This window comes from Saccharopolyspora taberi (assembly GCF_039534165.1).
In the GTDB taxonomy this organism is placed as follows: domain Bacteria; phylum Actinomycetota; class Actinomycetes; order Mycobacteriales; family Pseudonocardiaceae; genus Saccharopolyspora_D; species Saccharopolyspora_D taberi.
Genome location: NZ_BAAAUX010000011.1, coordinates 372,680 through 394,548, shown reverse-complemented (window position 1 = coordinate 394,548; position 21,869 = coordinate 372,680). Strand labels below are relative to the sequence as shown.

The following is a 21,869-nucleotide window of genomic DNA, read 5'->3' as shown; positions in this document are numbered from 1 at the left end:
CCCGCCGCGGCGCCGGATCGGCCGCGCTGACGGAATCGCTACGCGCTCGGGGCGATCCTTGACGCGGCGGACGTCCTCAAGCTGATCGGCCGACAGGGTCGAGGCGAACATTCGCGGCCGGACCTCGCTCAGGGTGCAAGACTGGGCAGTGCAGAAGTCCGATACGCAGGAAACCCGCACTCCGATGCACGATGACATCGCGCTGCTGGGCGAGGACGAGCTGGCGCTCATCCACGCGCTGCAGCTGAGCCCGCGGGCCACCTGGACCGAGCTCGGCCGCGCCCTCGGCGTGGACCCGGTCACCGCGGCCCGCAGGTGGGACCGCCTCGCCGAACGCGGCGAAGCCTGGGTCAGCTTCTCGCCGGGACCCCGGCTGTTCGAGCACGTCTGCGGCGCCTTCCTCGACGTCGACTGCGCCGCAGGCGCGGCCTCCGCCGTCGCCCGCGAGCTCACCTGCCACCCGCACGTGCTGACCCTGGAGCGGGTGGCGGGCCCGCACGAACTCCTCGTCACGGTTGCCACCGGCGACCTGGCGGCGATGTCGCGCTACACCCTCGACGTGCTGCCCGCCATCCCGGGCGTCACCGCCGTCCAGACCCGGATCATCACGTACATGTTCACCGAGGGCGGTCGATGGCAGGTCGGCGCGCAGACCCCCGAGCAGCTCACGGCTCCCGACCATCCGGTCACCGCTGGGCGCACCCGCCGGATGACCACCTTCGACCGGTCGCTGCTGATCTGGCTCGCCCGCGACGGCCGGGCCTCCCACGAGGCGCTCGCCGAGGTCGTGGGCAGCAGCGCCGCCATCGTCGAGCGCCGCGTCGACGAGATGACCCGGCTGGGCGTGCTGCGCTTCCGCTGCGACTTCGCCCGCCCGCTCGGTGGCAGGCCCGTCGCGGTCACCTTCTGGGTCAAGGTCCACCCCGCCGACCTGCCGGGCATCGGCCACGCCCTGGTCCAGCTGCCCGAGCTCCGCAGCTGCGCCGCGATCAGCGGCCCGCACAACCTGGTCCTGCAGGCCAGCCTGCACTCGGTCGAGGACGTGCTCGGCTTCGAGCACGAGCTGGCCACCGCCCACCCCGGCATCGACATCGCGGAGCGGGTGATCACCCTGCGGCACGACAAGCTCTTCGGCCACCTCCTCGACGCCAGCGGGCGGTCCGTCGGCGTCGTGCCCCCGGACGTGTGGGCCGACCCGGCCCCGGATCAGCGGTGAGGGCCGGTGCTCACCAGGTCACGGGAAGCTCGGTCACGCCACCGGTGATGGTGGTGCGCACCTCCAGCTCGTCGACCTCCTTGGCGAGCCGCAGGTCCGGCAGGCGGCGGGCCAGCGCTGCGAACACGACGCGCAGCTCCGTGCGGGCGAGGCTCGCCCCGATGCAGAAGTGCGCGCCGTGCCCGAATCCGAGGTGGGAGCGCTCCGCGCGGTCGGGGTCGAAGGTCTCGGCGTCGGAGTAGACCGCGGCGTCCCGGTTGGCGGAGTTGATCGACAGGATCACGGCGTCGCCGCGCCGGATGGTGACACCGGCGACGTCGAGGTCGGTGTGGGCGTAGCGCAGCAGGCCGAGGTCGCCGGGCGCGCCCAGGCGCATGATCTCCTCGACGGTGGCGTTCACGCGGCCGTCGGGGTCGGCGGTCAGCGACCGCCAGTGGTCGAGGCGGGTGAGCAGGAACAGCGTGCCCAGGCCGATGCGGTTGACCGTGGTCTCGTGCCCGGCGAACAGCAGCCCGACGCAGAGCCGGACCAGCTCGCCGTGGTCGAAGTCCGCGTCGGCGCTCTGGGCGCGCACGAGGTCGGAGATCACGTCCTCGCCCGGTTCGGCGCGTTTGATCTCGGCGATCCGGGTCATGTAGCGCATGAACTCGTCCCGAGCGCGGTGTGCTTCGTCGCCGATGGCGTGGTTGCTCATGCGCTCCGACAGGGAGTGGAACAGCTCCCGGTCGCGCTCGGGCACGCCGAGCAGCCGGCAGATCACCGCGACCGGCAGCGGGAAGGCCAGCCCGGCGTGCAGGTCGACGACCCCGTCCGGCGCCGCGGCGCGGTCGGCGACGAGCTGGTCGATGCAGCCGTCGACCAGCTCCTGCACGTAGCCGGTGAGCAAGCGCATCCGCTTGGCGGAGAACGCGGGGGTCAGCAGCCGCCGCATCCGCTTGTGGTCGGCTTCCTCGGTGTCGTGGTTGCCGGTGGGCCCGTCCTGCACCGCGGCGGTCGTGATGCGGGAGGCGCGCTCCGGTTCGGGGTGCGAGCGACCGAGCCGCTTGTCGCCGAGCAGGTCGCGGACCTCGCCGAAGCGCGTCACGAGCCAGGCCGGATCTCCGGCCGGGGTCGTGACCGCCGTGACCGGCGCGTCCCGGCGCAGGACCTCGTAGAGCGGCGCGAGGTCGAGCACGTTCGGCCTGGTGAAGGGGAGTTGCGGATTCTCGGTGGCAACACTCATGGCTTTCCTCCCGTGATCTCCGGACAACCCGACCGTAGCACTTTATTGGCAGTAACTGCCTTTAAAGTTCCCGTGGGTTAGCGTGTGCGGGAGGAATGCCCGGATCGTCTGGTGGAGGACGTGGTGGACAGCAGTCGCGGGCCTCGCCGGGGCCGGCCGCCGGTGAGCGACGAGCAACGCATGCGGCAGCGCCTCGACATCTCGCGCCACGCGGTCCGGCTGTTCGCCGAGCAGGGCGTGGCCGCCACCCCCGGCGAGCAGATCGCCCGCGTCGCCGGGGTCTCCGAACGGACGCTGTGGCGCTACTTCCGCAACAAGGAAAGCTGCGTCGAGCCGCTGCTGACGAAGATGATCGACGCCTTCCAGGAGGTCCTGCGCGCCTGGCCGCGCGAGCTTGGTCTGGAAGAGCACCTGCGTGCGGCCTACAGGCCGCTGCTGGACTCGTCGCCGGGGGAGGACGTCGAAGCGGTTCTCGCCGTGGTCCGCATGACGCACGACGAGCCCGCGCTGCGCGCGACGTACCTGATGCTCCGGGAGCGGGCGGAAGACACGCTCGCCGAAGTGCTCGCGGAACGCACTGCCCCCGGCACGGTGGACGTCCGCATGCAGGCCGCCACCATGAGCGCCGTGCTCAAGGTGACCACCGACGACTTCGCCCGCGCTGTCGCGGAGGCGGGCATCACCGCCGAGACTCTGCGCCAGCACCGGGAAAACCTCGCTTGCGCACTCGGTCCCGTCGCTCGCGGGCTGCCGGACGGCGGGTGATTTCCCCGTTGCGTCGTGGTCCTTGTTGCGGCGTGCTTGAAGCCAGGATCCGCGCCGCTGTGCAACATCAGGGCCGGACGAGCTCGGTGATCCCGCGCGCCCGCAGGTGGTCGGCGTCGTCGGCCCGGCTGGACAGCACGAACGCAGCCCGAACACCGTCGGACGCCAAGGAGAAGAACAGCTCCGCGCCCCGCCCCGGATCGTCGTCGGGGACGACGATGCCGGTGCTCCACGGCTCCACCGGAGGCGGATCGCGGTCGAAGTCCTCGGCGAGCTTCCGCAGCGCCGCGCCTGCCGGCTTCAGCTCGCGGTCGTTGGTGTAGAGCCCCAGGTCGTACTCCAGCGGGTTCAGCCCTGGCACCAGCGCCTCGGAAACGTCGTGCGAGCACCACCAGCTGAAGCCGAAGACGTGGTCGCCGGCTGCGACGTTGCGCACCGACCGCTCGATCCACTCGCCGAGCAGCGGGCGGGTCTGGTCGCTGAAGTGGATCGACGGCGCCGCGCCGTCCTCCTCGACCCACACCGGGCGGTCGACGGCCGGGCTGTACGCCTGCATGACCTGCACCAGCCGCTCGGCGTTGTGCGTGGCCCGCGGTCCGAGCGGATCCGTCCGCAGGATCCCCTTGAACGCGGTCCACGGGTGGATCGACGTCACCGAACCCGCTGAGGCCAGTGCTTGGCGCCCGAACAGGTTGGTCCCCTTCGCGTCCCACGGCGCGGAGTCGCAGCCCTTGGTGTTGATCTTCCCGGGCGCGGTCTGCTCGCAGACCTCGGCCAGCGACCGGAGCCACGCGTCGGCCTGCTCCGGCGACACGTCCAGGCCCGCGTAGTCGTCCCAGTAGTAGTAGACCTCGTTGGACAGGTCGAAACCGAGGAATCGCCGGTGTTCGGCGACCCTTGCCGCGATCGCCCGCAGCAGCCGCCGCTGCGCCTCGATCGCGGTCGGGTCGGTGAACCAGTTCGCCGGCTTCGGCTGGGTCTGGAGCCAGTTCGGCGTCCAGTAGCGCGCCGAGATGTGCCCGTTGAACACCGTCACCTCGACGTCGAGCCCGGCGGCGTCGGCGAGGTCGAGGAACCGCTCCAGCAGGTCGAGCCGGTGTCCGCTGACGAGGTTCGGTTCCGGCTGGAACGCCGGCCACAGCAGGAGGAGCCGGACGTGGTCGAGACCGAGCGCGGCGATGTCGTCGAGGTCGCGGCGCAGGTCGTCGGCGCGGAAGTCCTCCCACATGTGGAACCAGCGCGTGGACGGCGTGTAGTTGACGCCGAGGCGGACCCTGCGGCGGGTCGCCGGCGCGCCGGTCGTCCACGGCAGGGCGGTGGCCGCGGCGGTCGCGCCGAGCAGGGTGCGGCGGTTCAACGGCATCGGTCGGCCTCCCGGGAGTCGGCCCTGGAGATGGTGGCCGAGACCGGTGCCGCCGAGCCAGGGGTCAATCGGCGCCATGACCGCCGGGAAAGTGGCCCGAGTGGCGGATGTCGCGGCACTGCGCAGGCCCACAGGGGTTTCGTCTACGACCAGCTGGAAGCTTCGGCGTGTGCCCCGGTTCTGCAGGACGGCGATTTCAACGGGGCAGCCCCAGCTCGCCCGCACGCAGCCCGGCCTGGAAGCGGGAGTCGGCCTCGAGTTCTGCCATCAGCTCGGCCACTCGCCGCCGGTAGGTGCGCAGCGAGACGCCGAGCCGTTTGGCCGCCGATTCGTCGGTGAGGCCCGAAGCGAGGGCGTTGAGGATCACGCGGCCGTCGGCGTCGAGATGCGGGACGTCGCTGCGCAGATAGGTTTCGAGATCGACGGCGGCGTCCCAGATCGCCCGGAAAAGCGAGTGAACGCCGTCGACCAGGATCTGTGACGTCGTCACGGTGTACTCGCGGCCGGTGGGCTTCTCCTGGCCGGCGAGGATCATCACCCGCCGGTCGATGAGGATGGTCTCGTGCGGCAGCGGCGAACGGCTGATCCGGACGAGAGCGCCCTTGCTCCGCACCAGCCGCAGGTGCGCACGGGCCTCCTCGTCGGCGAGTGCCACCGGGCTGAGCAGCTTCCGCGGGGTGAAGTCGGCGCGACCCGCCGCGCGCATCCGGTTCCGGGCCGCGGCCCTGGCCCCCGGTTGCGACCAGGTCTTGAGATCCCGGGCCGCGCACAGGAACTCGGTCCGCGCGGACGCGAAGAGATGACCTGCGCGCGCGATCAACTCCGTGTCTCCGCGCACTGAAAACACCTCTTCGTCCCGCATCCCGCCAGTCTGGCAGCAAGCTGCCACGAGCTCGCCGGGCGTCGTGCCTGCCGACACCATGAGCGGTATGACGATCAAGACCTTCTCCCTCGGCGGAGAGCTGACGATCAACCGGCTCGGCTTCGGCGCGATGCGCCTGGCGATGGGCACCTTCGCCGGTCCGGCGCGAGATCCCGGGACGGGCATCGCGGTGCTCCGCCGGGCAGTGGAGCTGGGCGTGAACCACATCGACACGGCCGGCTTCTACGGCAGGGACTCGGTGTGGGCCAACGAGCTGATCCGCACGGCGTTGACCCCCTACCGCGACGACCTGGTGATCGCGACCAAGGTGGGGCCGTTGCCCGGACCGGACGGGGTGCCGAGCGGGCAGGCGACGGCTGATCAGCTGCGCGGCCTGGTCGAGGCGGATCTGCGCGGTCTGGGGCTCGACCGGCTGGACCTGGTCTACCTGCGGGTCGGCGGGATGACGGGGCCGGGTGGCGAGTCCATCGCCGAACGGTTCGGGGTCCTGGCCGAGCTCCGCGCGGAGGGGCTGATCCGGCACCTGGGCGTCAGCAACGTCGACGGCGCCCAGCTCGCCGAGGCCCGGGCGATCGCGCCCGTCGCGGCGGTGCAGAACCGGTACACCGGTGACCTGGGGCTGCTGCCGGAAAGCGAGGAAGCGGGCATCGCGTACGTGCCGTACTTCCCGCTCGGCGGCGGCGTCGGCAGCGGCCCGCTCGACGCCGAACGGCTCGGCAAGGTCGCAGCACGCTTGGGCGCGACCACAGCGCAGGTGGCGATCGCCTCGCTGCTGGCGACCTCGCCGACGGTGCTTGCGATTCCGGGTACCGGTTCTCTCGAACACCTCGAAGAGAACCTCGCGGCGAACGATCTCAGTCTCAGTGACGAGGACCTGTCCGACCTGCGAGGCTGACTCGTCGGCGCCGCACCCCTAAGCCCGAGCCCGCCCGAGAATGTGCGCGTGACGCGGAATGTACTGGATCGGTGCGTACGAGAACCGTTCCAGCCGCACGATGTCGAACCCGGCGGCGCGAATCGCCGCAGCGGTGTCCCGGTTCAGCCGGCAGCCGCCGCCGCCCAGCGACCACAGCGGCGTGATCGCGTCCTGCAGGAAGCCCACCCAACGCCGGTCGGACCGCACGTGTTCGTAGAAGCGCAGTTCGCCGCCGGTTCGCAGCACCCGGCGGATCTCGGCGAGCGCTCTGGCGACGTCCGGCACCGAGCAGAGCACGAGGGAGGCCACGGCCGCGTCGAACTCACCGCCTTCGGCCGGTAGCGCATCCGCGTGGCCGGCCAGCACCCGCACCGGCACGGCGGAGCGAGCCGCGGCCCGCTCGGCCAGGGCGCGCAGCCGGTCCTCCGGCTCGACCGCGACGACCTCGGTCACGGTGTCGGGGTAGTGGCCGAAGTTCATCCCGTTGCCGGCACCCACCTCGATCACCCGGCCGGACAGCCCGGCCAGCATCCGGTCCCGGTGCTCCGCGGTGCCCCGCCGTTCGGACTCCCCGCTGATCCGCTCGTACATCCGGGCGAACCGCGGGTGCTGGAATGCCGAGAGATCCGCCATCGAGCTCACTCCCATCAGCCTCACCGGCAGCATAGGCGTCCTGTCGGTGCCGGGCGCTATGTTGGGACTGTCGATCTTGTTTGCCTTCTGAGGAGGGTTCCATGGCCGTGGAGTTGGTCAACCCGGACGGGCTGCCGAAGCCCGAGGTGTACCGGCAGCTGTCGATCGCCACCGGGTCGAAGCTGGTGTTCCTGGCGGGGCAGGTCGCCCGCGACGCCCACGGGAACCGGATCGGCGAGGGGGATCTGGCCGCCCAGGTCGAGCAGTCCTACCTCAACATCGCGACGGCGTTGGCCGAGGTCGGCGGATCGTTCGACGACGTGGCGAAGCTGACCGTCTACGTCGTCGACTGGACCCCCGACAAGATGCCGCTGCTGGGCGACGGCATCCGCGCGGCTGCCGCGAAGCTGGGGATCGACCCCACCAAGCCGATCACGCTGCTCGGCGTCGCCGCGTTGGCCGAGCCCGATCTGCTCGTCGAGGTCGAGGCCACCGCCGTGATCGACTGAGCCCGGCGGGAGCCGATCCCGCCGGGCACCTGCCGATCAGCGGTCCCAGGTAAGCGGAAGCCGGTCCACCTCGTAGATGCTGGAGTCGGTCCGCATCGGCACCTCCGCGGCCGGAACGGCCAGGCGCAGACCGGGGAACCGGTTCACCAGCGCGGGAAGCGCGGTGCGCAGCTCGATCCGGGCGAGGTGCTGGCCGAGGCACTGGTGCACGCCGTGGATGAACGTGAGGTGCCCGGTGGCCTTGCGCCGCAGGTCCAGCGCGTCGGGGTCGGGGAACTTCGCCGGATCCCGGTTGGCGGCGTCGATGGAGATCGCGACGCTCTCGCTCGCCTTGATCGTCCGACCGCCGATCTCGACGTCCTCCAGCGCGCCGCGGACCGTGCACGGGCCGATCCCGGTGTAGCGCAGCAGTTCCTCGACCGCGCCGTCGGCCGGATCCGGGTGGTCGCGCAGGGCGGCGAGCTGGTCGGGGTTGATCAGCAGGGCGAAGGTCGCCATGCCGATCACGCTCGCGGTGGTGTGCAGTCCCGCGAACAGCAGGAAACCGCCGAGCCCGAACAGTTCCTCGTCGGTCAGGTCGCTGGTGGTCAGCTCGCTGAGGACGTCGTCGGTGGGGTTGGCGCGCTTGGCCAGGACGAGTTCGCCGACGTACTCGTGCAACGCCGTCAGGGCGGCGGCCTGGTCCTCCTGCGTGGTCCCTTCCCGCAGCACGACCCCGTTGGCGTAGTGCTGGAACCGCTCGTGATCGTGGTACGGGACGCCGAGCAGGTCGCAGATCACCAGCGCCGGAATCGGCCGCGCGTACACCTCCATCAGGTCCACCGGGGAGTCGTGGCGCGCCATCGCCTCCAGCCGTTCGGCGGTGACCTCCCGCACCCGCTCGGCCAGCAGGCCGATCCTGCGGGTGGTGAACTTCCCGGCCAGCAGCCTGCGGAACCGGGTGTGCTCGGGCGCGTCCATCCCGAGGAAATCGCCCGGAGGCGCGGGCGGCACCGGCTCGGTCACGCCGGGAATCGGCATGTGCAGGAGCTCGTACCGGTTGCTGAAGCCGGGATGCGCGAGCACCGCGCGGGCCTCGTCGTAGCCGGTCGCCAGCCAGCCCTCGTGCCCGTCCGGGTAGGTCATCCGCGCGAGCGGGCGCTCCTCGCGCAGCCGGACGAGCTCCGGAGGCAGGTGGAACGGGTGCTCGGGCGAGCGCTGGAACAGCAGCTCCGGCTTGGTGAACGGTTCGGTCGTCATCGGATTCCTCCTGCCAGTTCGGGATGCCGCAGCATGCGGCGTGCGGCGCGGACGCCGCGGGGGTGGTTCCAGCCGATCGCGGCGGTGACCACGCCGCCCTGCTCGGCCAGCGCGAGGAAGCGGTCCTCGCCCGGATTTCCTTCGACGATCCGGATCCGCGCGTCCGGGGTGATGGCGCCGTGCACCTGGATCCGGACGCCGTACTGGTCCGACCAGAAGTACGGGACCGGGTCGTACCGGCGGTCGCCGCCGAGGATGTTGGCGGCGACGACGAGAGCCTGTTCCGCCGCGTTGGTGCGGGTTTCCAGCCGTGCGGTGGTGCCGGTTCCATCGGACCAGCGGGCCACGTCGCCGACCGCGTGGACGTCGTCGGCCGCGCGCAGGGAGGCGTCGCAGCGCACCCCGTCGTCGAGGTGCAGACCGCTGCCCTCCAGCCAGCCGGTGGCGGGGGCCGACCCGATCGCCAGCACCGCGAGGTCGGCTTCGACGACCTCGCCCGAGGTCAGCTCGACGTGCGACGTCCCCTCGACGAGGCGGACCGCACCGGCACCGGTCGTCAGCCGCACACCGCGGGATTCGTGCAGCGCGGCGACGTGACCGCCGAGTTCCGCGCCGAGCTGGGCCGCCATCGGCACCTGTCCGGGCTCGATGAGCACCACCTGCTTGCCGAGGGTGTTGGCGGCGGCTGCCACCTCGCAGCCGAGGACTCCGCCGCCGATCACGGCAACCCGTTGCGCGGTCCGGAGTTCCTGCTTCAACCGGAGTGCGTTGCCCAGCGTCCGGAGGGTGCGCGCTCCGGCGAATCCGGCCGGTCTGCGCGGTACCAGACCGGTCGCGATCACCAACGAGCCGTAGTGCAGGGCCTTTCCCCCGTCCAGCTCGACCGTCCGGCTGCCGAGCCGGAGCCGCTCGGCGCGGTGGCCGAGCAGCCAGTCGATCTCCAGCTCGTCCAGCCTGCGGCTGTCGCGCAGGTGGAGCGCCTCGGCGGACCACCGTCCGGTGAGGACTTCCTTGGACAGCGGCGGCCGGTCGTAGGGCAGCCGTGGTTCGTCGCCGACCAGGCTGATGCGTCCGGTGAAACCCTTGCCGCGCAAGGCTTCCGCCACCGTCAGGCCGCCGACCGACGCGCCGACGACCACCACGTCGCTCACGACTCCTCCTCGACGCGGATCGCGGCGGCCGGGCACAGCATCGCGGCTTCCCGCACCGCGTCGTGCAGCTCGGGGCGTGGTGCGGGGTCGAGCAGCACCACGACGCCGTCGTCGTCACGCTGGTCGAACACCGCCTCGACGGCGAGCACGCACTGGCCCGCGCCGGTGCACTTCACTTCGTCCACGACGACTTTCACTCGCCGTGGATCACGTTGCGTTTTCGACACGCCGGTGACGATGCCGACCCGCGATGACAGCGGCCTTGCACCGGCCTGACAGCGCCGGCGCGCCGGTGTCAGCGATGGTCAGGGGCCAGCCGTTCCATTGCTTCGCGGCGGGGCAGATCCGCGCCCAGGCGGAACGCCTCGTCGTACGCGCCTCGCCCGAGCACCCCGGCAAGCTCACTGCGGAGCGAGCGCACCTCCGGATCACCCTGGTCGAACGCCCCGCGGATGGCCGCACTCGTCCCCAACGCGGTCGCCGCCCCCACCGGATCCCCTTCCAGGTGCAGCAAACCGGCAAGCAGCTGCGCCGCGGGCGCGACATCGCGGTGCAGGAAAGCCGCATCGACAGTGCGGGGGAGCAGCGCACGCGCTCCGGCAGCGTCACCCGCGGCCAGCCGGTTCGCCATCCGCGAGGGTGCGAGCCGGACATCGGTCTGCGCACCGGACATCGGCGTGTCGACAGCGAGCAGCGCGGCGCGGTCGAGCTCCTGGTCGGCGCGGTCGGGCTGCCCCGAACGCCGGTGGAACTCCGCCACGGCAACGAGGAACTCGACCTCCAGGAGGCGCTGACCTCGGGCCAGCGCCTCCTGCTCGGCGGCCCGGAGATCGAGCCGGGCGCCGTCGAGGTCTCCGGCGCGCATCCGCTCGGTGGCGAGCCCGATCCGGTGCGCGAACGCGTCCTGCGAGGCCAGTGCGAGGGCGCGTTCGAGGGCACCGATCGCCTTCTCGTGATCACCGCCGACCGAGTGCACCTTCGCCTGGCCCGCCAGCGCTATCGCCGTCCACACCCCGTCGCCGGTCTCCTCGAACCCGCGCAGCGCCTGCGCGAACGCGGTCGAACCGGCCTCCCACGCACCGCGGTCGTGGTGGATGAACGCCTCGACCAGCAGCGTGCAGGCCGTGGTCCACCGGTCGGCGCGGGCGCGCACCTCGTGCATCTGGCGTTCCACCAGCTCGTCCAGGCCGCAGAAGTGGGCCATCGGCAGGGTCGCCACGACCAGCATGGGGTAGCGCTGGAACGCCCCGGTGCGCGAGCAGTCCTCGATCAGATCCCGCGTGCGCTCGGTGTCGGCCGTCGGCCCGCTGTCACCGGCCAGCAGGTGGATCGCGGTGAACGCGGCGCGGGCGTCGTCGGGCAGCGCGTCGCCGAACGCGGCCACCCCGGCCACGTAGTCGGCGGCCCGCGCGTCGTAGCGCAGGGATTTCCAGTACCAGTACAGCGGGGACAGGATCCGGACCGCGGTCCCGGGATCTCCGCCGTCGATGGCCGATCGCAGCGCGAACACCAGGTTGTCGTACTCGGCGTCGAAGACGACCAGCGACTCCGGCTGCCGGGACGAGCGCAGCAGCGGCTCGTGCTCCTCGGCCAGCTCGGCGAAGTAGCGCGTGAACCGGTCCCGGACCGACTCCTCTTCTCCTGACTGCCGGAGCTTTTCCGCCGCATACGCCCGGATGGTCTCCAGCATCCGGTAGCCGTTCGCGGTCTGCTCCACTATGGACTTGTCGACCAGAGCGTCCAGCACGTCGTCGGCGGGCGGATCCGCGCACACCGCCTCCACGGCCGCCGCGCTTGCCCCGGCGGGGAACACCGACATCCGGCTCGCCAGCAGCCTTTCCCGCTCGGTCAGCAGGTCCCAGCTCCACTCGATCACCGCGTGCAGGGTCCGCTGCCGAGGCTGCGCGGACCGGTTTCCCCTGGACAGCAGGCGGAACCGGTCGTCGAGCCGCCGTTCGACCTGCTCAGGTCCCATCGACCGGAGCCGGGCCGCGGCCAGCTCCAGTGCCAGCGGCAGGCCGTCGAGCCTGCGCACGACGTTTACCACGGAGTCCACGGTGGACTGGTTCAGCTCGAATCCGGGCCGCACGGCCGCCGCCCGGTCGACGAACAGCCGCACCGCGGCCGACCCGGACGCGTCGGCGGCATCCGCGCGGTGGCGGGGCAGGTCGAGCGGGCCGAGGCGGCACAACGACTCCCCGATGACCTCCAGCGGCTCCCGGCTGGTGGCCAGGACGGTCAGCTGCGGCTGCCGCTCCAGCAGTTGCCCGGCGAACTCGGCGGCCTCTTCCACCACGTGCTCGCAGTTGTCCAGGACGAGCACGGCCTCGCCGCCGCCGACCAGCTCGGCCACCCGGTCCAGCGGATCGCCGCCGGAGGGCCTCGCGTCCGGGGAGCCGATCACGCCCAGGACCGCGTCGGCCACGTTGCCCGCCCCGGCGAGCGGGACCAGCCACAGCCTGCCGCACCGGTGCGCCCGGTGCCGGGACGCCGCCTCCACGGCCAGCCGGGTCTTGCCGACCCCGCCGGGCCCGAGGACCGTGACCAGCCGGGAGGTCTCCAGCAGCTCGGCGAGCAGCTTCAGCTCGTCGTCCCGGCCGACGAACGTGGTCAGCACGGCGGGCAGGCGGCCGGGCGCCGATTCGGAGCGCGGAGGTTGTTCGGCCGGGCCGCGCAGCACGTCGAGGTGGGCTTGCCGGATCTCGGACGACGGGTCGACGCCGAGTTCTTCGGCGAGCGTGCCGCGAACCTGCTCGTACACGGCCAGCGCATCGGCCTGGCGGCCGGAGGCGTGCAGTGCGCGCATGCGCAGCGCGGCAAGGCGTTCCCGGAGCGGATGCTCGGTGGAGGCCGCCTCCAGGTCGGCCAGGATCTCGGCGTGGTGGCCGAGCCGCAGCTCGGCCTCGAACCGGTCCTCGACCGCGCCAAGTCGCAGCTCCTCCAGCCGCGCGCCGGTCCTGGCGGCGAACGGAGCATCGCGCACGTCGGAGAGCGCGTCCCCCTGCCACAGCGCGAGCGCGGCGCCGAGCAGGGTGGCCGATTCCCGCGGCGACTCCGCGCGCCTGCTCCGGGCGACCAGGTCTTCGAACCGGTGCGCGTCAACGTCCTCCGGCGTCACCGCGAGCCGGTAGCCGGTCCCGGTCGATTCCAGGATTCCGGGGTCTCCCAACGCTTTTCGCAGCCGGTACACCACCGCGTGCAGGGCGTTGAGCGCGTCCGAGGGGGGATCGGTGCCCCAGAGGTCGTCGACGAGCGAACCGGTCGGCACGCTTTCGCCCGCGGTCAGCGCGAGCCTTGCCAGGAGCATGCGCGGCCGGGCACCCGGAACGCGGATCGCGTCCCCGTCGTCCGTGCATGCCCGAACCGGCCCGAGCACCGCTACCCGCATGGACCCCCAGCCCTTCGATTCACCGCACCATCGTAGGTCCGGGTGCGTTTCCTCCGGCCGGGATTCAGCTTCGCGGGCTCAGACCGGCCACGGCCAGCCGGAAGAGCCGTTCCGCCTGGGCGGCGGGGTCGGGGTGGTGCTCGGTGGCCAGGGTGATGCCGACGATCAGCATGATCAGGTCGGCAACGGTGACATCGGGTGCGACCGCGCCGTCCTGCGCGGCGCGGTGCAAAAGCGGGCCTGCCGCTTCTTCCAGCACGGCCGAGCATGCGTTGTCGTGCACCGGGTCGGCGTCGTAGGCGAGTGCGGCTGCGAGTCCCCGGACGGAGACGCAGTAGGCGACGACCTCGTCGAGCCATTCCAGGAGCGCGTGACGGCTGTCGTCCCTTCCGGTCAGGTCGCGGGCGCGAACGCGGAGGGCCTCGATCCGTTCCTTGGAGACGGCTTCCAGCAGGGCGCGGCGGGTGGGGAAGTGCCTGCGCACGGTCGCCGACCCCACGCCGGCGGTGCGGGCGATCTGCTCCAGGGACGCGGCGGCGCCCTGGCTGGCGACCTCCTCCTCTGCCACGGCGAGGATCCGCGCGTAGTTGCGCCGGGCGTCGGCCCGCTGGTTCTCGGGCATGGCGCCTCCTTGCTAAATGGCGGGGTCCGCCATATCGTACTTGAACAGAAACGGCGGGCCCCGCCGTTTATTGCGCCTGAGGAGCACGATGTCCGCAGAATCCGCGCCCGTCCTGGTCACCGGTGCGACCGGCAGGCAGGGCGGCGCCACCGTCCGCGCCCTCCGCGCGGCGGGCGTTCCCGTCCGCGCCCTGGTACGCGACCCGTCCACCGAGCGGGCCAAGGCGCTTGGCGTCGAACTGGTCACCGGCGATCTCCACGACCGCGATTCCGTGATCCGGGCCGCCGAGGGCGCCCGCGCCGTCTTCTCCGTGCAGATGCCCGGCATTACCGCTGACGGCTTCGACTTCGACGGGGAGGTGGCCCAGGGCGTCAACCTCGTCGCGGGCGCGAAGGCCGCGGGAGTGCAGCAGTTCGTGCACACGTCGGTCAGCGGTGCCGGTCAGCACGCGGAAACTCCCGGCTGGGCCGAGGGGCGCTGGGCTGCGATGGAACCGGCCATGGACGCCAAGAGCGCGATCCAGGACCGGGTCCGCGCGGCCGGTTTCGCCCATTGGACGATCCTCAAGCCGGGCTTTTTCATGGAGAACTTCCTCCCGTCCATGGCATTCCTGTTCCCGCGCGGCATCTCGGGCGGTCTGGTGAGCGTTGTCAAGCCAGAAACCCGGCTGTCCCTGGTCGCGGTGGACGACATCGGCCGCGCCGCCGCAGCGGCGGTCGCTGAGCCGGAGCGGTTCGACAGGGTCGAGCTGGAGCTGGCGAGCGACTACCTGTCGATGGCCGAGATCGCCGAGGTCCTCTCCCGCGCTCTGGGAAGGGAGTTGCCCGCGCCGGACATGACCGAGGCGGAGGCACTGGCCGCCGGGATGCCGCCGATGGGGGCCGGGCACGAGTGGCTGAACGTCGCCGGTCAGCCCGGGCGACCGGAGTTCGCGAGGGCCCTCGGGATTTCGCTGACCAGCTTCGAAGTCTGGGCGCAGGAGCATTTGTGGGCAGGCCGCGGAAGCTGACGGTACAGCCGCACCGTAGGCAGGTTCGCCCTTTTCGCATCGGGCGAGGTGCACGCCGATCGGAGGTCGGCGTTGGTCGGCGTGATGCGCGACTGCTCCGTTTGAGGCGTTCGAGCCAGGGGTAGCCATCGAGCGACGCCGGGAAGGAGGTTCCCCATGGAACTTGCGGAACTGCGCCACGTGTACGAGCACGAGGGTCCGTTCGCGACCGTCTACCTGGAGGCCCGCACGCCGGGCGAGGACGCGGGCAAGCAGGTCGAGCTGCGCTGGCGCGGGCTGAGCGACCGGCTTCGGGAGGTCGGCGCCACCGACGAGACGTTGGCCGCGCTGGACAAGCGCGTGGGCGAGCGCGCGGGGGAGGAGTACGCGCGCGGTCGAGTGCTGGTCGCGGGCGGATCTTCCGTGCTGCTCGACGAGGCTTGGGACGTCGAGACCGGGGACGGGGACCAGGTTTTCTGGGGCGAGCTCCCGGAACTCGGTGCCTACGTGCGGGAAGCGGCGCGCTCGGTGTCCGAACTCGTGGTGATCGCGGACCAGGAAGGCGCGCAGGTGCTCCAGGACGTGGTGGTCGGAGCCCGCGCGCCGCGCGAGGCCGACGCCGAGATCGTGGAAGGCGGTGGGCACGAAGGCGTGCACAAACCGCGCGGCGGAGCCTTGTCCCACAACCAGATCCAGCGCCGGGCCGATGAAACGCTGCGGCGCAACGCGAAGGACGTCGTGGCGCACCTGACCGATGTCGCCGCGGAGTTCAAGCCGCGGGTGCTGGTCCTCGCCGGTGGAGTGCAGGCGCGGACGGCGCTGCGCGACGAGCTCCCGGCCGACCTGTCGGACCGCCTGGTCGAAACGGAGCGGAGCGGCCTGGCGCCGAACGCGTCCGACGAGGCTCTGGACGAGGAGCTGATCCGGATCGCGGGCGAGGAGAACAGGCGCAGGGAGGAATACAACGCCGATCGCATGCGGACGGAGCAGGCGCAGGGCCGCGCGGTCCAGGGCGGCGACTCGGTGGTGAAGGCGGCGGAGCAGGGCGCGGTGGAAACCCTGCTGCTGGAGGAGAACGTGCCCGCGCAGCGCGAGGCTTCGTTGTTCAAGTCCTGCGCCGAGACCACTGCCTCGGTCGAGCTGGTGCCCTCCGGTGTCGGGCTGACCGGCGGTGCGGGGGCGATTCTCCGCTTCCCGGTGCGATGAAGCGCCACACTGTCCTTATTGGATGACCCGCCGTTACTGGATGACCCGCCCTTGTTGGATCATCAGCACAGCCGCTACGCGCGCGGGGCGATCCCGTCGTACATCAGCCTGCGGATGGCCGCGCTCATGCGCTCCTGGCTGGTGGGCACCGGGTCGCACAGCGCGGCCAGCACCGCCGCGATGATCATCCCGTTGATCGCGCGCGCGGTGGCGTCGACGTCCAGGTCGGAATGCAGGTAGCCGACCTGGACCCCGTGGTGCAGGTAGCCGGCGGTGAGCTGCGCGGCGGTGCTCTGGAACTCCAGCACGCGCTCGCGCATCTCGGCGTCGATCCCGGCCGCTTCGAGCAGCAGGAACCGCGCGATCCGCGGGTCGCTGCCGAAGATCCGCCCCAGCGCGTCGCCGATCCGCTCGGCCTGCGCGCGGTACTCCGCCAGGCTGCTGACCGCCTCCGGCGCGTTCTCCGCGGCCAGCGACGCCACGACCCGTTCGATCAGGTCGGTGATCACGTGGTCGACGATGTCGCGCTTGTTCTGGAAGTACCGGTAGAAGGTGCCGTGGCCGATGCCGAGCCGGGCGGCGATGTCGGCGATCGCGGTGGCGTGGTAACCGCGCTCGGCGAAGCAGTCGAACGCGGTTTCGATGATCTCCCGCCGCAGCTCCTGCTTCCTGCGTTCGGCTCTGCTGGCCGGAAGCGAATCCGTCGTCATGTGCTCATCGTATTGTCCCACCACTCGGACTGACATATCGTTCCGAAAATGACGACTCGTTCCGATCGCGCGCTGGTGGTCGGCTGCGGCGGCACGCTGGGTTTCGCCTGGACCACCGCGGTCCTCGACTCCCTGGCCGCGGAGTGGGCCCCGGCCTCGGCCGACCTCCTCATCGGGACCTCGGCGGGCGCCGAGGCGGTGGCCATGCTGGGCGCCGGGATCCGGCCCGCGGCGATCCTGGGCGCGCTCACCAGGAGCGCGGAGGCCGACCCGGTCGTCGCCGCGCACGCGAGGTACGTGCCGGGGAGGCGCCCGCCGGTGCCGTTCCCGTGGCTGCCCGCGGCCGGGCTGGTCGCCGCGGGCGTGCGGGGCGAGGTCGATCTGCTCGCCGGGCTGGCCGGGGCGCTGCCACGAGGACGCGGGGACGCGACCTGGCTGCGCAGGCTCGGTGACTCGCTTGCGTCCAGGGAGGGATGGGTGCGCCATCCCGCGACCTGGCTGATGGCCACCGACCCGCGCGGGCGGCGCGTCGCCTTCGGCGCACCGGGGGCTCCGAGCGCGCGGCTCGGCGACGCCCTCGCGGCGTCCTGGGCGATCCCTGGCTGGTTTCCCCCGGTGGAGATCGGCGGGACGCGCTACCTCGACGGCGGCGTGGTCTCGCCCACCTCGGCCGACCTGGTGCTGGGCCACGACGTGGCGGAGGTCGTCGTGATCGCCCCGATGAGCAGCGAGGGCGGCGCTCCCGCGCGCGGCGCGACCCGTCTGGAGCGGCTGCTGCGGACCGCGATGACCCGCCGGGTCGACGGCGAGGTCCGCAGGCTGCGGGCGGTGGGCGTCCGCGTGGTCCGGATCGAGCCGGGCGCCGAGGACCTGGCCGCGATGGGCGCGAACTTCATGGACCCCAGGCACCGCGAGCGGGTGCTGGCCGTCGCGCGGGAGACGGCTCCCCGGCGGGTCGCTCGGGCTTTCGAGCGGGACGGGACAACGGCATGAACGCGAACCCGGAGGTACCGGCATGAACACGCAGTACGAGGCCGTCATCGTGGGCGCGGGGTTCGGCGGGATGGGCGCCGCGATCCAGCTCAACCGGCTCGGCTACGACAACCTGCTCATTCTCGACCGCGAGTCCGACGTCGGCGGCACCTGGCACGTCAACCGCTACCCGGGGCTGGCCGTGGACATCCCGTCGGCCACGTACTCCTACTCCTTCGAACCCAACCCGCACTGGTCGCGGCTGTTCGCCCCGGGCGAGGAGCTCAAGCGCTACGCCGCGCACGTCGCGGACAAGTACGACCTGCGCCGCTTCATGCGCTTCGGGGCTGTGGTGACCGGTGCGGAGTGGGACGCCGAGCACGCGCACTGGACGGTGTCGCTGCGCGACAGCGCCCCGGTGACCGCGAAGTACCTGCTCACCGCCACCGGATTCCTTTCGCAGCCCAGAAAACCCGACATCGAGGGCGTCGACACCTTCGCGGGCGCGGTCGTCCACACCACCGACTGGGACGACGACTGCGATCTCACGGGCAAGCGCGTGGCGGTGATCGGCACCGGCGCGACCGCCGTCCAGCTGATCCCCGAGGTCGCCAAGGCCGCCGCCGAGCTGACCGTCTACCAGCGCACGCCGATCTGGGTCAGCCCCAAGCTCGACTTCCGGGTGCCGAAGGCCCTCCAGCGGTTGTTCGCCGCGTTACCGCTGACCCAGCGGATCGCTCGGCTGGCCGGAACCGCGGTGCTGGAACTGATGATGGTCTCCGGCGTGCTGCACTACCGGCAGGCACCGCTGGCCAACAAGCTCGCCGAGCAGTGGTGCCGGGCCCACCTGCGCCGCCAGGTGCGCGACCCCGAGCTGCGCCGGAAACTCCTGCCGCGGTACACGTTCGGCTGCAAGCGGCCCACGTTCTCCAACGACTACTACCGCGCCTTCGGCAAGGACCACGTGCACCTGGAGACCTCGGCCATCCGACGCGTCGACGAGTCCGGCATCGTCACCGCCGACGGGAACCGGCGCGAGATCGACGTCCTGCTGCTGGCCACCGGGTTCGACCTGTGGGAGACCAACTTCCCGGCGATCGGCATCACCGGGCGCAACGGGCGCGACCTCGGCGCGTGGTGGCGGGAAAACCGCTTCCAGGCTTACGAAGGCGTCGCGATTCCCGGGTTCCCCAACCTGATCTCGCTGAACAGCCCCTACTCCTACTCCGGGCTGTCCTACTTCACGACCATCGAATCGCAGATGCGCCACATCGACCGGCTGTTCACCGCGATGCGGCGGCGCGGGGCGACGGTCTTCGAGGTCACCTCGCGGGCCAACGAAGCTTTCCTGGACCGGATGACCGACCGGATCGGCGACTCGATCTTCGCGCTCGGCCGGTGCGCCACCGCGAACAGCTACTACTTCAACCCGCACGGCGAGGCGACCCTGCTCCGCCCGTCCTCCACGGTCAACGCGTTCCGCGAGGCCGCGTCGTTCCCGGTCGACGACTACAGCTACGCCTGACCGGTCAGCGGGCCGGCGGCTACACCTTTGGTCTGGAGGTGACCGGACTTTCGGCGACCGACGATGGTCGGCCGACCGATGCTCCGGCCGCGCACCCGTCCGTAGCGTCCGGACCATGACCCAGCACAGCGAACTCGGGCACAACGCTGCCGAGCCGGACGGAGGTTCGCTGCTCGTCCTCGGCGGGCGCAGCGAGATCGGGATGAAGGTCGCCGAACGTGCGGTCACGTAGGTCATGAGCTCGACGCGTTCGGTCGCCTGCGTCATCGCCCCGAGCACGCTCCACGCGTAAGGCGCGTGCCCCTGCTCTTCCAGCCAAGGGAAGTAGTGGTCGCTGATCACTTCGAAGTCGAAGCCCGCGCGCTCGGCCGCCCCGGAGTGGGACACCAGGTCCCCGGGGCCTGACTGCTCGGTCATCATCGTGCGTCCGAAGCGGACCATGCCGTCAGGCTGACATCCCGCAGCGCCACGTGCGGCCGGGGTTTGACCAGCGGGCCCAACGGAAAACCCCGAAGCGGAACCCGGATCAGGAGGTCGAACCATGGAGCGAGGCAGCGACAAGCACAGCCCGATGAAGGACGACGTGCTGGAGAAGGAACAGGAAGGACGTCTGCGCGGCAAGCATCCCACGCGGGCGGAGGAGGCTCTCGACGCCGAGCCGCCTGCTGACGACGATCCTCGGGCCGAGAGCCAAGCGGAGCGCCCGGAACGGGCGGACGAGCAGCGCTAGTCGCGATCCCGCTTGCCGGGCAGGAATTCCTGCGCCTTGGCCTTCACCCCTTCCCGCACGACTGACCACGCCTCGGGATCGCCCTTGAGCAGCGAAGTGGTGACCTTCTCCAGCTGGTCGAGGTCGGCCCGCGGCGGGATCGGCGGCACGGCGGGGTCCGTGACGAACTCCAGGACGCAGGGGCGGTCCGCCGCCAGCGCCCGCCGCCAGGCGTCGGCGACCTGCCCGGGGTCGTCGATCCTGCTGCCGCGCAGGCCGAACTCCTCGGCGACGGCCGCGTAGCCGATGTCGGGGATGCGCTGGGACGGGGTGAACTGCGGCGCGCCGCCCATCGCGCGCAGCTCCCAGGTGACCTGGTTGAGGTCCTGGTTGTTGAGCACCGCGACGACCAGCCGCGGGTCCGTCCACTCCCGCCAGTAGTGCGCGATCGTGATCAGCTCGTTGAGCCCGTTCATCTGCATCGCGCCGTCACCGACCAGCGCGATCACCGGCCGTTCCGGGTGGGCGAACTTCGCACCGGTCGCGTACGGCACGCCCGGCCCCATGGTGGCCAGCGTCCCGGACAGCGACGCTCGCATGTCGCCGCGGATCCTGAGGTGCCGGGCGTACCAGTTGGCCGCCGAGCCCGAATCCGAGGTGATAACAGCGTTTCCGGGCAGCTGCGGGGACAGCTCGTGGAAGACCCGCTCGGGGTTGACCGGATCGGCGTCGACGTGCGCACGGCGATCCATGACTTCCCACCAGTCGCGCACGTTCTGCTCGATCGTCTCCCGCCAGGAGCGGTCCTCCTGGTGGTTGAGCAGCGGCAGCAGGCCCCGCAGCGTCCGCCGGGCGTCGCCGAGGAGGTTGACCTCGAACGGGTAGCGCATGCCGATGCGGTTCGGGTCGATGTCGATCTGCACCCCGCGGGCCTGCCCGTACTCCGGCAGGAACTGGCTGTACGGGAAGCTCGAACCCACCATCAGCAGCGTGTCGCAGTCGCGCATGAGCTGGTACGACGGCTTCGTCCCCAGCAGGCCCGCCGCACCGGTCACGTGCGGCAGGTCGTCGGGCAGGACGTCCTTGCCCAGCAACGCCTTCGCGACTCCGGCGCCGAGCCGGTCGGCGACCTCGAGCACTTCGCCTGCCGCGTCCCGCGCGCCCTGCCCGATCATGATCGCGACGCGCTTGCCCGCGTTGAGCACCTCGGCCGCGGCGCGCAGCGAGGTCTCGTCCGGCACGACGGACGATTCGGAGATCCCCATGCTGGAGGGGACCATCTTGAACGCGTGCTGGGGCGGCGTGTACTCCAGCGCCTGCACGTCGCCGGGGATGATGACCGCGGTGACGGTCTGCCGGGCCTGCGCGGTGCGCATCGCCCGGTCCAGCACGTTCGGCAGCTGCTCGGGAACGGTCACCATCTCCAGGTATTCGGAGGCGACGTCCTTGTACAGCGACATCAGGTCGATCTCCTGCTGGTAGGCGCCGCCCAGCGCGGTGCGGGCGGTCTGGCCGATCAGCGCGACCACCGGCACGCCGTCGAGCTTGGCGTCGTAGAGGCCGTTGAGCAGGTGCACCGCCCCCGGCCCGGAAGTCGCGGCGCAGACGCCGACCCGGCCGGAGAACTTCGCGTACCCGACCGCCTCGAACGCGGCCAGCTCCTCGTGCCGCGACTGCACGAAGCGCGGGCGGTCCCCGGCGCGGTCCCACGCCGCCAGCAACTCGTTGATCCCGTCACCGGCGTAGGAGAAGACGTGTCCGACACCCCATTCCCGCAGCCGCCGCAACACGAAGTCCGCGACTAGTTCCGCCACGATCACACACCTCCTCGTCTCGGGGTCTTCCTGGTTCT

Annotated in this window: 20 protein-coding genes and 1 pseudogene; 9 read left to right on the top strand and 12 right to left on the bottom strand. The window is 71.5% G+C overall.

Annotated features, from left to right (window positions below; genetic code table 11):
- The first annotated feature begins 184 nt into the window (after positions 1-184).
- Positions 185-1,216, top strand: coding sequence for an Lrp/AsnC family transcriptional regulator (locus tag ABD691_RS10905; protein WP_344679453.1), 1,032 nt, complete (start codon positions 185-187; stop codon positions 1,214-1,216).
- A gap of 10 nt (positions 1,217-1,226) precedes the next feature.
- Here ABD691_RS10905 and ABD691_RS10900 read toward each other — a convergent pair whose 3' ends face one another.
- Positions 1,227-2,438 (bottom strand): cytochrome P450, encoded by a 1,212-nt coding sequence (locus ABD691_RS10900; protein ID WP_344679452.1) that lies wholly within the window; start codon positions 2,436-2,438, stop codon positions 1,227-1,229.
- A 180-nt stretch (positions 2,439-2,618) separates the two neighbouring features.
- On the opposite strand from ABD691_RS10900, the gene ABD691_RS10895 reads away from it, so the two are divergent.
- A complete protein-coding gene (locus ABD691_RS10895; RefSeq protein WP_344679451.1) occupies positions 2,619-3,203 on the top strand; it encodes a TetR/AcrR family transcriptional regulator in 585 nt (194 codons plus the stop codon).
- A 67-nt stretch (positions 3,204-3,270) separates the two neighbouring features.
- On the opposite strand, the gene ABD691_RS10890 is transcribed toward ABD691_RS10895, so the two are convergent.
- Together ABD691_RS10890 and ABD691_RS10885 are read right to left on the bottom strand one after the other, a co-directional pair.
- The gene (locus ABD691_RS10890; RefSeq protein ID WP_344679450.1) at positions 3,271-4,566 is read right to left on the bottom strand and encodes a glycoside hydrolase 5 family protein; all 1,296 of its coding nucleotides are present in this window, start codon (positions 4,564-4,566) and stop codon (positions 3,271-3,273) included.
- A 196-nt stretch (positions 4,567-4,762) separates the two neighbouring features.
- Positions 4,763-5,488 carry a DNA-binding response regulator gene (locus ABD691_RS10885; protein ID WP_344679449.1) on the bottom strand — a complete coding sequence of 242 codons (726 nt, stop codon included), beginning with the start codon at positions 5,486-5,488 and terminating at the stop codon, positions 4,763-4,765.
- 7 nt (positions 5,489-5,495) lie between these two features.
- On the opposite strand from ABD691_RS10885, the gene ABD691_RS10880 reads away from it, so the two are divergent.
- The gene (locus tag ABD691_RS10880) at positions 5,496-6,344 is read left to right on the top strand and encodes an oxidoreductase (RefSeq protein ID WP_344679448.1); all 849 of its coding nucleotides are present in this window, start codon (positions 5,496-5,498) and stop codon (positions 6,342-6,344) included.
- A gap of 18 nt (positions 6,345-6,362) precedes the next feature.
- Here the strand turns inward: ABD691_RS10880 and ABD691_RS10875 are convergent, their stop codons facing one another.
- On the bottom strand, positions 6,363-6,998 hold the full coding sequence (locus tag ABD691_RS10875) for a class I SAM-dependent methyltransferase (RefSeq protein ID WP_344679447.1): 636 nt from the start codon (positions 6,996-6,998) through the stop codon (positions 6,363-6,365).
- 101 nt (positions 6,999-7,099) lie between these two features.
- On the opposite strand from ABD691_RS10875, the gene ABD691_RS10870 reads away from it, so the two are divergent.
- Entirely contained in the window at positions 7,100-7,507 is a 408-nt protein-coding gene (locus ABD691_RS10870; RefSeq protein ID WP_344679446.1) for a RidA family protein, read from the top strand.
- Between the two features lie 36 nt (positions 7,508-7,543).
- On the opposite strand, the gene ABD691_RS10865 is transcribed toward ABD691_RS10870, so the two are convergent.
- The 5 genes from ABD691_RS10865 to ABD691_RS10845 form a co-directional block, all read right to left on the bottom strand.
- Positions 7,544-8,746 carry a cytochrome P450 gene (locus ABD691_RS10865; protein WP_344679445.1) on the bottom strand — a complete coding sequence of 401 codons (1,203 nt, stop codon included), beginning with the start codon at positions 8,744-8,746 and terminating at the stop codon, positions 7,544-7,546.
- Entirely contained in the window at positions 8,743-9,897 is a 1,155-nt protein-coding gene (locus ABD691_RS10860) for an NAD(P)/FAD-dependent oxidoreductase (protein ID WP_344679444.1), read from the bottom strand. The genes ABD691_RS10865 and ABD691_RS10860 overlap by 4 nt, the downstream gene beginning before the upstream one ends.
- Positions 9,894-10,094: a ferredoxin gene (locus tag ABD691_RS10855; RefSeq protein ID WP_344679443.1), complete on the bottom strand. Its 201-nt coding sequence runs from the start codon at positions 10,092-10,094 to the stop codon at positions 9,894-9,896. The genes ABD691_RS10860 and ABD691_RS10855 overlap by 4 nt, the downstream gene beginning before the upstream one ends.
- Positions 10,095-10,192: 98 nt before the next feature.
- Positions 10,193-13,204, bottom strand: coding sequence for an AfsR/SARP family transcriptional regulator (locus ABD691_RS10850; protein ID WP_344679442.1), 3,012 nt, complete (start codon positions 13,202-13,204; stop codon positions 10,193-10,195).
- 145 nt (positions 13,205-13,349) lie between these two features.
- Positions 13,350-13,907, bottom strand: coding sequence for a TetR/AcrR family transcriptional regulator (locus tag ABD691_RS10845; RefSeq protein ID WP_344679441.1), 558 nt, complete (start codon positions 13,905-13,907; stop codon positions 13,350-13,352).
- A gap of 88 nt (positions 13,908-13,995) precedes the next feature.
- Between ABD691_RS10845 and ABD691_RS10840 the strand changes: the two genes are divergently transcribed.
- Positions 13,996-14,916, top strand: a complete 921-nt coding sequence (locus ABD691_RS10840; protein ID WP_344679440.1) for an NmrA family NAD(P)-binding protein — start codon at positions 13,996-13,998, stop codon at positions 14,914-14,916.
- 156 nt (positions 14,917-15,072) lie between these two features.
- Complete coding sequence (locus tag ABD691_RS10835) at positions 15,073-16,101, top strand: baeRF2 domain-containing protein (RefSeq protein WP_344679439.1); 1,029 nt, start codon at positions 15,073-15,075, stop codon at positions 16,099-16,101.
- 74 nt (positions 16,102-16,175) lie between these two features.
- On the opposite strand, the gene ABD691_RS10830 is transcribed toward ABD691_RS10835, so the two are convergent.
- The gene (locus tag ABD691_RS10830) at positions 16,176-16,811 is read right to left on the bottom strand and encodes a TetR/AcrR family transcriptional regulator (RefSeq protein WP_344679438.1); all 636 of its coding nucleotides are present in this window, start codon (positions 16,809-16,811) and stop codon (positions 16,176-16,178) included.
- A 48-nt stretch (positions 16,812-16,859) separates the two neighbouring features.
- Between ABD691_RS10830 and ABD691_RS10825 the strand changes: the two genes are divergently transcribed.
- On the top strand, positions 16,860-17,804 hold the full coding sequence (locus ABD691_RS10825) for a patatin-like phospholipase family protein (RefSeq protein WP_344679437.1): 945 nt from the start codon (positions 16,860-16,862) through the stop codon (positions 17,802-17,804).
- 22 nt (positions 17,805-17,826) lie between these two features.
- The gene (locus tag ABD691_RS10820) at positions 17,827-19,308 is read left to right on the top strand and encodes a flavin-containing monooxygenase (RefSeq protein ID WP_344679436.1); all 1,482 of its coding nucleotides are present in this window, start codon (positions 17,827-17,829) and stop codon (positions 19,306-19,308) included.
- Between the two features lie 218 nt (positions 19,309-19,526).
- On the opposite strand, the pseudogene ABD691_RS10815 reads toward ABD691_RS10820, so the two are convergent.
- Positions 19,527-19,749, bottom strand: a pseudogene (locus ABD691_RS10815) (LLM class flavin-dependent oxidoreductase); the annotation flags it as partial.
- A 100-nt stretch (positions 19,750-19,849) separates the two neighbouring features.
- Here ABD691_RS10815 and ABD691_RS10810 point away from each other — a divergent pair.
- Complete coding sequence (locus ABD691_RS10810) at positions 19,850-20,038, top strand: hypothetical protein (protein WP_344679435.1); 189 nt, start codon at positions 19,850-19,852, stop codon at positions 20,036-20,038.
- Here ABD691_RS10810 and ABD691_RS10805 read toward each other — a convergent pair.
- The gene (locus ABD691_RS10805) at positions 20,035-21,831 is read right to left on the bottom strand and encodes a thiamine pyrophosphate-requiring protein (RefSeq protein ID WP_344679434.1); all 1,797 of its coding nucleotides are present in this window, start codon (positions 21,829-21,831) and stop codon (positions 20,035-20,037) included. The two genes, ABD691_RS10810 and ABD691_RS10805, sit on opposite strands and share 4 nt — an antisense overlap.
- Positions 21,832-21,869 lie beyond the last annotated feature (38 nt).

Coding starts and splice junctions, on each gene's coding strand:
- ABD691_RS10905 (WP_344679453.1), top strand. CDS start 185: ATGCACGATGACATCGCGCTGCTGGGCGAGGACGAGCTGGCGCTCATC.
- ABD691_RS10900 (WP_344679452.1), bottom strand. CDS start 2,438: ATGAGTGTTGCCACCGAGAATCCGCAACTCCCCTTCACCAGGCCGAAC.
- ABD691_RS10895 (WP_344679451.1), top strand. CDS start 2,619: ATGCGGCAGCGCCTCGACATCTCGCGCCACGCGGTCCGGCTGTTCGCC.
- ABD691_RS10890 (WP_344679450.1), bottom strand. CDS start 4,566: ATGCCGTTGAACCGCCGCACCCTGCTCGGCGCGACCGCCGCGGCCACC.
- ABD691_RS10885 (WP_344679449.1), bottom strand. CDS start 5,488: ATGGTGTCGGCAGGCACGACGCCCGGCGAGCTCGTGGCAGCTTGCTGC.
- ABD691_RS10880 (WP_344679448.1), top strand. CDS start 5,496: ATGACGATCAAGACCTTCTCCCTCGGCGGAGAGCTGACGATCAACCGG.
- ABD691_RS10875 (WP_344679447.1), bottom strand. CDS start 6,998: ATGGCGGATCTCTCGGCATTCCAGCACCCGCGGTTCGCCCGGATGTAC.
- ABD691_RS10870 (WP_344679446.1), top strand. CDS start 7,100: ATGGCCGTGGAGTTGGTCAACCCGGACGGGCTGCCGAAGCCCGAGGTG.
- ABD691_RS10865 (WP_344679445.1), bottom strand. CDS start 8,746: ATGACGACCGAACCGTTCACCAAGCCGGAGCTGCTGTTCCAGCGCTCG.
- ABD691_RS10850 (WP_344679442.1), bottom strand. CDS start 13,204: ATGCTCCTGGCAAGGCTCGCGCTGACCGCGGGCGAAAGCGTGCCGACC.
- ABD691_RS10845 (WP_344679441.1), bottom strand. CDS start 13,907: ATGCCCGAGAACCAGCGGGCCGACGCCCGGCGCAACTACGCGCGGATC.
- ABD691_RS10840 (WP_344679440.1), top strand. CDS start 13,996: ATGTCCGCAGAATCCGCGCCCGTCCTGGTCACCGGTGCGACCGGCAGG.
- ABD691_RS10835 (WP_344679439.1), top strand. CDS start 15,073: ATGGAACTTGCGGAACTGCGCCACGTGTACGAGCACGAGGGTCCGTTC.
- ABD691_RS10830 (WP_344679438.1), bottom strand. CDS start 16,811: ATGACGACGGATTCGCTTCCGGCCAGCAGAGCCGAACGCAGGAAGCAG.
- ABD691_RS10825 (WP_344679437.1), top strand. CDS start 16,860: ATGACGACTCGTTCCGATCGCGCGCTGGTGGTCGGCTGCGGCGGCACG.
- ABD691_RS10820 (WP_344679436.1), top strand. CDS start 17,827: ATGAACACGCAGTACGAGGCCGTCATCGTGGGCGCGGGGTTCGGCGGG.
- ABD691_RS10810 (WP_344679435.1), top strand. CDS start 19,850: ATGGAGCGAGGCAGCGACAAGCACAGCCCGATGAAGGACGACGTGCTG.